8 protein-coding genes are annotated in these 9842 nt (G+C 57.0%); 5 read left to right on the top strand and 3 right to left on the bottom strand.

Features of this window, described 5'->3' with window-relative positions:
* Positions 1–132: 132 nt before the first annotated feature.
* The 3 genes from H6G62_RS24535 to H6G62_RS24525 form a co-directional block, all read right to left on the bottom strand.
* Positions 133–429, bottom strand: a complete 297-nt coding sequence (locus H6G62_RS24535; RefSeq protein WP_190500111.1) for a FeoC-like transcriptional regulator — start codon at positions 427–429, stop codon at positions 133–135.
* An 83-nt stretch (positions 430–512) separates the two neighbouring features.
* Positions 513–2855 (bottom strand): Fe(2+) transporter permease subunit FeoB, encoded by a 2343-nt coding sequence (gene feoB / locus H6G62_RS24530; protein WP_190500109.1) that lies wholly within the window; start codon positions 2853–2855, stop codon positions 513–515.
* 150 nt (positions 2856–3005) lie between these two features.
* A complete protein-coding gene (locus H6G62_RS24525) occupies positions 3006–3689 on the bottom strand; it encodes a FeoA family protein (RefSeq protein ID WP_190500107.1) in 684 nt (227 codons plus the stop codon).
* 1011 nt (positions 3690–4700) lie between these two features.
* Between H6G62_RS24525 and pntA the strand changes: the two genes are divergently transcribed.
* The 5 genes from pntA to H6G62_RS24495 all read left to right on the top strand — a co-directional run bounded on the left by pntA (position 4701) and on the right by H6G62_RS24495 (position 9604).
* Positions 4701–6317 (top strand): Re/Si-specific NAD(P)(+) transhydrogenase subunit alpha, encoded by a 1617-nt coding sequence (gene pntA, locus H6G62_RS24520; protein WP_190500105.1) that lies wholly within the window; start codon positions 4701–4703, stop codon positions 6315–6317.
* Positions 6318–6544: 227 nt separating this feature from the next.
* The gene (locus H6G62_RS24515) at positions 6545–6766 is read left to right on the top strand and encodes a hypothetical protein (RefSeq protein WP_190500103.1); all 222 of its coding nucleotides are present in this window, start codon (positions 6545–6547) and stop codon (positions 6764–6766) included.
* 107 nt (positions 6767–6873) lie between these two features.
* Positions 6874–8286, top strand: coding sequence for an NAD(P)(+) transhydrogenase (Re/Si-specific) subunit beta (locus H6G62_RS24510; protein ID WP_190500101.1), 1413 nt, complete (start codon positions 6874–6876; stop codon positions 8284–8286).
* A 386-nt stretch (positions 8287–8672) separates the two neighbouring features.
* Complete coding sequence (locus H6G62_RS24500; protein ID WP_190500097.1) at positions 8673–8987, top strand: DUF2442 domain-containing protein; 315 nt, start codon at positions 8673–8675, stop codon at positions 8985–8987.
* Between the two features lie 200 nt (positions 8988–9187).
* Positions 9188–9604, top strand: a complete 417-nt coding sequence (locus H6G62_RS24495) for a hypothetical protein (protein ID WP_199325217.1) — start codon at positions 9188–9190, stop codon at positions 9602–9604.
* The last annotated feature ends 238 nt before the right edge of the window (positions 9605–9842 follow it).

Below are 9842 nucleotides of genomic sequence, written 5' to 3'. Positions count from 1 at the left end.
ACGCCAAGGCCTTGAGGTGTCGCAGATCCCGACGATGGCTATATTGACGCAGCAAGGACAGCACTTGATCATAGAGACAGGTGGTGGCTGGCATGGCAAAGACCCTGGGATATGCAATTCCAGCGTCTCATGTCACCTCACCTTTTCCCCCTCGCAGCACGAGGTTTCAAGCCTTTCACCCACTTCTGTCAGGCAGTCAGCGGCTGAGTTCGTGTTCTTGATCCACTCATAGCCTTCCAAACTAGTTAAATCACAGCAGGTGCAATGGCTGCATTTGGCTGGAGCTGGCAAGTGCCGAATGCGCCCCTTCCGCACCAGCTTCGTCAACATGGGCCGCAGGGCTTGGCTATCGGAATGGAAGTGCAGGGACAGATCGCCGATGGATACGATGCCGTGGGTGGCAATGTAGGTTTGAAGGTCGGTCAGCATGAGGTGATAAAAGGAACTTGCAACGGCCTAGCGAGGAGATCCCCCTAAATCCCCCTTGTGAAGGGGGACTTTGAATCTGAGGATTAGCCATCCAGTCCTTCGAGGGAGAGGGCGCGACGGCGGCGGCGGGCAGGGCGGGAGAAGCGCAGCAGCAGGATGGTGGCGACGGCCACAGCGGTGAGGGCGGCGACCCAGGCGGCGGAACTGGCGGGGTGGCGGGGGAAGGTCATCACCTGGTAGAACAGGGTGGCGCTCCAGTAGGCGAGGGCCGTTGTCCAGAGGCCGACGAAGGCTGTCCATCCGGCGTTGGTTTCGCGGAAGACGGCCCCCATGGCGGCGACGCAGGGGAAGTACATGAGAATGAACAGCAGGTAGGCGAAGGCCCCGATGCGGCCATCAAAGCGGGTGACCATTTGGCCGAAGGTGGTGTAGGTGACGGCCTGTTCTGCGGCGGCGGCGTCTAGGGTGCTGACATCGCCGATGGAGAGGCCGAGGGGGTCGAGCAGGGTGCCACCGAGGGCCGCGAGGTTGGCGGGAACGGTGGCGAAGGCGGCCCCAATGTTGCCGAAGAAGTCGAATTCATCGTCGCCCAGGTCTACCCCGGCGGCGGCGGCTTCATCGCGGGCCAGCTGGCTATAGAGGGAATCGAGGGTGCCGACCACGGCTTCCTTGGCAAACACGCCGGTAAAAATGCCGACGGTGGCGGGCCAGTTGTCTTGGGCAATGCCCATGGGGGCAAAGGCGGGGGTGACGCGCTGGCTGAGGGCACTGAGGACGGAGTTTTCGCTATCTTCGTTGCCGATGGAGCCATCCACGCCGATGGAGTTGAGCAGGCTGAGCACCATCACCATCACCACAATCACCTGTCCGGCCCGCAGGATGAAGCTCTTCAGCCGTTCCCAGGTGCGGAGCAACACGCCCTTGAGGGTGGGCAGGTGGTAGGTGGGCAGTTCCATCACAAAGGGGGCGGCTTCTCCTTTTAATAGGGTGTGCTTCATGATCAGCCCGGTGACGACGGCCATGCCCATGCCCACCAGGTACAGCAAAAAGACGATATTTTGCCCGGCCCTGGGGAAGAAGGCGGCGGCAAACAGGGCATAGACGGGCAGCCGCGCCCCGCAGGACATGAAGGGGTTCATCAAAATGGTGAGGATGCGATCCCGGCGGCTCTCCAACGTGCGGGTGGCCATGATGGCGGGCACGTTGCAGCCAAAGCCCACCAGCATCGGCACAAAGGACTTCCCAGGCAAACCCACAAACCGCATGAACCGATCCATCACAAAGGCGGCACGGGACATGTAGCCGCTGTCTTCCAAACAAGCCATGAACAGAAACAGGCAGGCAATCACCGGAATAAACGTAGCCACGGTTTGAATGCCGCCGCCCATGCCGTTGGCCAACACCACCGTCACCAAATCGGGCATTCCCAGAGCCGTGAGGACATGCCCTAAACCGTCCACAAAAATGGTGCCAAACAGAATGTCGAAAAAGTCGATGAAGGCGCTGCCCACGTTGATGGCAAACATAAACAGCAGGTACATCACCCCCAGAAAAATCGGGATGCCCAGCCAGCGGTTCAGCACAATTTGGTCAATTTTGTCGGAGCGGGTGAGGCTGACCTGGCGGGGACGGTGGGCCACATCGCTGACCAGGCGGTGGGCATAGCCATAGCGGCTGTCGGCCACGGCAATGTCGATGTCTTCCCCCAACACCTGATGGATGCGATGGCGTTGTTCCGCCACCTGTTGCACCACGGCCTGGGGCAAGTCGGGGCCGTGGCTGTCGTCGTATTCCAGCAATTTCAGGGCCAGCCAGCGATCTCGGCGGGTGGGGGCTTGGTCTCCGGCCAGGGCCGGGGTCAGCGCCGCCAAGGCTTCCTCAAGCACCGTCGGGTAGATCACCTGGGCCGTGGGCTTCTGGGGATTGGGCAACACCGTCGCTAAACAATGGCGCAGATCCTCTACCCCTTGCCCCCGCGCCGCCACCATGGGCACCACCGGACACCCCAGCCGTTCTGCCAAATGCTCCGGGTTAATGCGAACGCCCTGCTCAGCGGCGGCATCCATCATATTCAGGGCCACCACCAGCGGCAAATCCATCTCCAAAAGCTGCGTGGTCAGGTACAAATTGCGTTCCAGGTTGGCGGCATCCACAATGTTGACCACCACCTGCGCCGCCCCCGTCAGCAGATAATCCCGCGCAATGGCCTCATCTAGGCTGCCCTCGTCCTCCGAGTCAATGGCATAAATCCCCGGCAAATCCACCACCGTCACCGTTTGATCGCCGTGGCGATAGCTGCCCTCCTTGCGATCCACCGTCACCCCCGGCCAGTTGCCCACCCGCTGGTTAGCTCCGGTCAGGGCATTAAACAGCGTCGTTTTACCACAGTTGGGATTGCCCAGCAGGGCGATGGTCGAAGAAGTCATGGCATAAAGGGGGGTAGAGATTGGGGCCAAGGTTGGGGCGCACCGCCGTGCGCCCGTACGAGGGATTGGGGTTGAGGGTTGGGGCGCACCGCCGTGCGCCCGTACGGGAGATGAAGGCTTAGGGCAGAATTTGGGATTTTCTAGGCGGCTTTAGCGATTGGCGATTTCCACCTTCAGCGCCGCTGCCTCCCCTTTGCGGAGGCTGAGCTTATAGCCGCGCACTTCAACTTCGATGGGGTCGCCGAGGGGGGCTTGGCGGGTGATGGTGACGTGGGTGCCGGGGGTGAGGCCCATGGACAGCAGTTTTTCGCGGTAGGCGCGGTGGCTGGACTCGTAGCCGAGGATGCGGCCCGATTGACCGACGGCCAGGGCACCGAGGTGTAGGGTTTCGGACATAGAACAGTCTTCAGAGGGTTGGGCAGGAGATGGAGGGGTGGCAGCGGATGGGCCGACGGGCAAACGACTGGGCTGGGCGGTGCTGACAATGACTCGGTGGGCAATGCCTGCCCCGATGCCGATCCGACAGCCCTGGAAGCCCACAATCACCGATCCGCTTTCGGATCGGCTGACGATGGTGATTTCGCTGCCCTGGGCCAGACCCAAATCGGTAAGGCGACGCACCATGCGATGGCCCCCTTTGATTTCGACAATCCAGGCGCGATCCCCAATGGCCATCATGGGCAGGGGCAACAGGGCATCCCTAGTGCTGGGGGTCGCCGCCCGACTAGGGGACGAGACGCTATCCACGTCAGCGGAGCCACCGATGAAGGTAAACCCTAACCCTTGGGCATCAATGGGCAGGGGGGAGGTGGCAGGGGCTGAATCAAATTTCATGGGATGACCTCAAACGGTAAATTACGGATAGGGGCTATCAATAAAGGAGCTTTTAATGAGAATGCGTTGCAACTAATCCAATGAACCAAGGTTAGCATGGTTTTATTACTCAATCGGTATAAAACAATTCTTTAATATATTTATTGTGGCCCCACCAAGGCGCAACGATAGCTCAGTCTCCTGGCGCTGCTTTCTTTGACCACAGGTCATTTGAGGGCTTGAATCCTGGGGAGCGGAGCCTGGATCGCAGCAAGTGGCCCATCCAGCAGACGATTCCAAGGCTAGGTTCCCCGCCGTGATCGGCAAAAATCGGCGAGATTGCGAGGGCCGTTAGCCGCCAATTTAATGAGAATAGAAGCTATTAGCAACGGGTTGATCGCGTTTTGATGCATTTCGACACCCTTCGATAGGGCATGGGCCGAGGCCGATGGACTAGAACGTAGGATCTCTCGCTCGAAGGCCACCCGATCCGTTGCCCATCGGCCCTGATGGCGCTGTCGGCGGATCTGTCCTAGTAGCCTGTAATTATTTCGGGACAAATAAAACATTCTTGAAGATTCCGACCCATCGCCTGCGGCCCCCTTTACTATCCAGATAGTGAAGCTTCAGGTTGTGGTTTAGTTTTGTGAACCGCCCTTGGCAATTTCACGAGCATCGGTTCATGGTGAGCGTTTGTGCGCTGGTCTGGCGATTGAAGACGTCATGGTTTGAAGATTGTCAGCCCCTTAGAAACGGTCATCCAGGGCTTGGAATTGAGGGGCTTTCAGCCTAGCCATGTCCCCCATGGATGGAGGATTGGCCTTGAATTGCTAATTTTCTTAAGCATTGTCGCCCCGTTTTTCCGGCGTTCCTCGGTAGGATTGATATTCGTTTTTGCCCCGTCTGGTTTAGGTTGAGCTTTATTTTAGATTGAGCTTTGTTTTTGGATTGAGTTTTGTGTTGGATTGAGTTTTGTGTTGTGTCGATCCATCACCCCTGCGAGATGATGGCCCATTGAAGGAATAGGACATTATGACCATTGCCACCCCTCTCGAACAATCGACCCCTGATTCTGCAACGACCAAACCCACGGGGCTAAGCGTGGGCATTCCCAAGGAAATTTTTGCCGGGGAACAGCGGGTTTCCGCCACCCCAGATACGGCCAAAAAGCTGCAAAAGCTGGGCTTTGAGGTGTGGGTGGAATCCCAGGCGGGGGCGGCTGCTAGCTTTAGCGATCAGGCCTATGAAGCGGTGGGCTGCAAGATTCTGCCCGATGCCCGTAGCCTGTGGCAAACGGCGGATATTGTGCTGAAAGTGCGTGCGCCCCAGTGGCATCCCGAATTGAACTGCCACGAAGCCGAGCTGCTGCGTCCCGAAGGCACCCTAATTAGCTTCATCTGGCCCGCCCAGAACCCCGAACTGATGGAGAAATTGGCCCACCAGGGCGGCACCGTGCTGGCGATGGATTCGGTTCCCCGCATTACCCGTGCCCAAAAGCTGGATGCCCTCAGTTCCATGGCCAACATTGCCGGATACCGGGCCGTGGTGGAGGCGGCGAACCAGTTTGGCCGCTGCTTTACGGGGCAAATTACGGCGGCGGGCAAAACCCCTCCAGCCAAGGTGTTGATTATCGGCGCAGGCGTTGCCGGACTCGCGGCTATCGGTACGGCGCGGGGGCTGGGGGCCGTCGTCAAAGCCTTTGATACCCGGCCTGCCGTCAAAGAACAGGTACAGAGCATGGGGGCCGAATTTTTGGAACTGCACTTCCAAGAGGACGGCACCGGGGAAGGCGGCTACGCCAAGGTGATGAGCCAAGCCTTCATCGCCGCCGAGATGGCCCTGTTTGCCCAGCAGGCCCGTGAGGTGGATATCATCATTACCACGGCGCTGATCCCCGGCAAAAAAGCGCCTCTGCTGATTACCCGTGACATGGTGGAAAGCATGAAACCGGGGTCGGTGATTGTGGATATGGCCGCAGAACAGGGCGGCAACTGCGAAGTCACCCAGCCGGGAGAAATCACCACCCACCACGGCGTTACCATCATCGGCCTGACTGACCTACCCAGCCGCATGGCCGCCCAAGCCAGCCAACTCTACGGCAACAACCTCTACCACCTGCTCAGCGACCTGGGCGGTGCCAAAGCCTACGACCTCAACCTAGAGGACGAGGTGATTCGCGCTACCACCGTCATCCACCAGGGGCAAGTGATTTGGCCTGCCCCCAAACCCGAAGCCCCAGCGGCCCCCAGTCCGGCTGAAGCCACCGCAACGGCGACCTCAAAGGACAATACCCCCGCCCAAAAATCCCTCATTGCCCAACTGATTTGGCCCGTGCTGATTGCCCTCGCCTTCGTCGCCATCGGCCTCTGGGCACCGGAAGCCTTCCTCACCCACCTGACGGTCTTCATCCTGGCCAGCTTCCTCGGCTGGAAGGTGATTTGGGACGTCACCCCCGCCCTGCACACCCCCCTGATGAGCGTCACCAACGCCATCAGCGGCATCATCATCATCGGCGGCATGTTGCAGATCTCCGGCGACATCACCTCACCGATGACGATCCTCGGAGCCATCGCCCTCTTCCTCGGCACCGTCAACATCGCAGGAGGCTTCATGGTCTCCCAGCGAATGCTGAATATGTTTCATAAGTAAGGCTGCTGTTATTGCTAATGGCCTGACAAACCTCCCCTGTAGGTTGGGTGCAGCGAAGCGGAACCCAACACTCGCCAAAAACCTGGGTCTTGTTGGGTTCTGCTATCGCGCCACCCAACCTACGAAACATCAGCGCTTTCCGTACTGTGTTAGTCAGGTTTTTGGTGATTCAAAACAGCCACCGAAAGTTATCAATCCGGTCGATTTTGTTTTGGAGATAAGTAGTGATGATCCAAGTTAAGAGTGAGCAACAAGTTCTACAGGAAGGATTTCAGGTTTTGCTATCTAACATGGAACCATCTGCTGTCGCTCGGTTTTGGGCTGCATGTAATCTTGGCAAAAATCTTGGCAAAGGAGATTATTTAAAACTCAAGGATGACCTTTTTGCCCAAGAATCCGTAGCGAGTTTATACGCCAAAGTTACAGAATTTCAGACCTCCAACCAGTAACCAATCCCCTTAACAACCAATCACAAAGCACGAATACCCCCATCCCCCTCTATTCCCTATCCTCTCCCCTCTGTTACCTATTCCCTGTCCCCTATTCCCTCTCTTCTATGTCCAACAACCTTGTTACCGTCGCCTACATTGCGGCCAGCGCATTATTTATCCTTAGCCTCAGTGGATTGTCGAACCAAGCCACCGCCAAGCGGGGCAACCTGCTGGGCATTTTCGGCATGGCCATTGCCTTCCTCGCCACAGCGTTAATTAGCCAGGGCTACCCGATCCAGCTCAGTTCCATTGGCCTCGGTGTATTGGTGGGCACCCTCGCCGCCTCCCGTGTCGCCATGACCGCCATGCCCGAAATGGTAGCTCTGTTGAATAGCTTCGTCGGCCTCGCTGCCGTGCTGGTGGGCTTTGCGGAATACCTCCAGCCCAGTTCCGCCATGGTGGGCATGGAGGAAGTGATTCACCGCATCGAAATCTATGCCGGGGTGTTCATCGGCATGGTGACGTTTACCGGGTCGGTGATTGCCGTGGCCAAGCTGCAATCCATCGTGCCCAGCCGCGCCGTGTTGCTGCCCGCCCGCCACTTTTTCACCATCTCCATGCTGGTGGCGATGGTGGCCTTTGCCTTTCCCTTCGTCAGCGCCACCGGGAACGAGGGGCTGATTCCCCTGGGCATCCTCACCGCCATTTCGGGCATCTTTGGCGTGGTGATTGTGATGGCCATCGGTGGGGCCGATATGGCGGTGGTGATCTCCCTGCTGAATAGCTACTCTGGCCTCGCATCGGCGGCGGCGGGCTTCATGCTCAACAACGACCTGCTGATTATCACCGGAGCGCTGGTGGGCAGCAGTGGGGCCATCCTCAGCTACATCATGTGCAAGGGCATGAACCGATCCTTCCTCAACGTGCTGCTGGGCGGCTTTGGGGAAGGAGCCAGCACCACTAGCAAAAAAGCAGGCACCGCCGAAGAAGCCACCGCCACCAACGCCAGCGAAGTGGTGGATGTGCTGGAATCGGCCAATACGGTGGTGATCGTCCCCGGTTATGGCATGGCCGTGGCCCAGGCCCAACACGCCGTTGCCGAGATCACCCGCATCCTTCGCAGCCAGGGTAAGCAAGTGCGCTTTGGCATTCACCCCGTCGCCGGACGGATGCCGGGACACATGAACGTCCTCCTAGCCGAGGCCAATGTGCCCTACGACATCGTGCTGGAAATGGACGAAATCAACGACGACTTTAGCCATACCGACGTGGTGCTGGTGATCGGGGCCAACGACACCGTTAACCCCATCGCCCAGGAAGACCCCACCTGCGCCATCGCCGGAATGCCCGTGATGGAAGTGTGGAAGGCGGGCACCGTGATCGTGGTCAAACGCAGCCTCTCGGCGGGCTACGCCGGGGTCGATAACCCCCTCTTCTACCGCGACAACACCCTCATGTTCTTCGGCGATGCCAAGGCCAATATCAACGGCGTCCTCACCCAACTGGCCGCCAAAACCGAAGCCCTCGTCGCCGCCTAGGTTGCCACAAAATCGACAGTTACCACACCCCGGTTTCTCGCCCCAAGCACCAGATTTTCTGGTAAAACGGCGGTGCAGAAACCGGGGTTTTACGGTATCAGGGCTAAAATAAACCTATGACTACGGTAGCGAACGGCTCGCGATGCCAATCTTGCTGAGGTACAAGCATTTGAGGGTCTTGGTCAATCCTGGCGACCATGACCCGCTACATGTTCATGTCATCAGCAGTGAATTTGAAGTCAAAATCGACATATCAGGAGATGAGGCTTGTGTGTTGGAGAAGGGTCAGAAACACCAAAATACAACGAACGCCAAGCACACCAAAGCCGCATTGGCGTTATGTCAGGCCAATTTTCAGTATCTAAAAACCGAAGCCCGGAAATATTATGTCTAGCGTAGAATTTAAGCTGGCAAAGAACGTTATTTACGATGCCATCACCCGCGAAGTGATAGTAACGCTGCGGGATGGTTCCCGCCATGCTTGGCCTGTTCGGCTGTTGGAAATGGTGCAAAGTGATGCCGATGCTTGGTTGCCGCTGGACGAGGTGACGGATGAACAACTGGCCAAGGTGGAGGTGTATGGCGGCGGCCAATACATCCTGTGGGATGAGTTGGGTCAAGCCTTTCGGGTTTCAGATTTGCTCGCGGGCCGCTATGGGCGCGAGGACTGGATGAAAATGCTCATGGCTATGGCTCAATAGCCTGGGCTCCCATCGGTTCCTCTGCGCTGGGTAGGAGATGCCGCCCGTAGCGCTCCTGTATCAACATCCTGGGCGCAAACCCAGTGGCGGTGGCGGTTTATGGACTGCTAAGGACAAACATTCCCAAAGAAATACCAATGGATACGACCAAGGACAACCATTTGCCGTTAGCCTAGAAGTCTCAATCGGTTCTACTGGCTATGGCAACGATTCACTTCAAGGGTAAGTCCTACGTTCAAAATCACCATCTCACCCTCAAGTACCATCATCTGGTACCAAATTCTGCCTCCAGTCTCACGGATAAAATCAGCCTTCACGGCAACCTGATTATCCACGGAGACAACCTATTGGCGCTAAAGGCACTGCTGCCCACCTATGCAGGCAAGGTGAAGTGTATTTATATCGACCCGCCCTACAACACGGGTAATGAGGGCTGGATTTATAACGATAATGTCAATTCGCCCATGATGCAGGATTGGCTAAAGGCTAATGCCCCCATCGATAAAGAAGACCTGGCCCGTCACGATAAATGGCTTTGCATGATGATGCCCCGCCTAAAGCTGTTGCGGGAACTGCTGGGCACCTCGAAAAATACTGAAGGCACTGTCTCACAATGAGACTCATGTCGAAATCTAGATTCCTGAAATATTTGCTAATAGCCCAATATTTGATCATTAGTATTTTGATTCTTAAAGAGATAGTCGATAGACACGAAAAGATGAGATCATAGACAGTATAAATTACTCACTTCTCATCAGGACTATGGGACAAAAAGGATTCTGGGACTTTGAGGAACGCCAGCAGGAATTGCTCAACAAAAATAAAACCTTAAAATATCTCAATGACATTATTCCT

The organism is Phormidium sp. FACHB-1136 (assembly GCF_014697375.1).
In the GTDB taxonomy this organism is placed as follows: Bacteria; Cyanobacteriota; Cyanobacteriia; order Phormidesmidales; family Phormidesmidaceae; genus Nodosilinea.
Note: the sequence above shows the minus strand (reverse complement) of the source record. Positions and strands in the feature narration are given on the sequence as shown.

Excerpts from the sequence above, each read along its gene's own strand:
- H6G62_RS24535 (WP_190500111.1), bottom strand. The coding sequence starts at position 429 with ATGCTGACCGACCTTCAAACCTACATTGCCACCCACGGCATCGTATCC.
- feoB (WP_190500109.1), bottom strand. The coding sequence starts at position 2,855 with ATGACTTCTTCGACCATCGCCCTGCTGGGCAATCCCAACTGTGGTAAA.
- H6G62_RS24525 (WP_190500107.1), bottom strand. The coding sequence starts at position 3,689 with ATGAAATTTGATTCAGCCCCTGCCACCTCCCCCCTGCCCATTGATGCC.
- pntA (WP_190500105.1), top strand. The coding sequence starts at position 4,701 with ATGACCATTGCCACCCCTCTCGAACAATCGACCCCTGATTCTGCAACG.
- H6G62_RS24515 (WP_190500103.1), top strand. The coding sequence starts at position 6,545 with ATGATCCAAGTTAAGAGTGAGCAACAAGTTCTACAGGAAGGATTTCAG.
- H6G62_RS24510 (WP_190500101.1), top strand. The coding sequence starts at position 6,874 with ATGTCCAACAACCTTGTTACCGTCGCCTACATTGCGGCCAGCGCATTA.
- H6G62_RS24500 (WP_190500097.1), top strand. The coding sequence starts at position 8,673 with ATGTCTAGCGTAGAATTTAAGCTGGCAAAGAACGTTATTTACGATGCC.
- H6G62_RS24495 (WP_199325217.1), top strand. The coding sequence starts at position 9,188 with ATGGCAACGATTCACTTCAAGGGTAAGTCCTACGTTCAAAATCACCAT.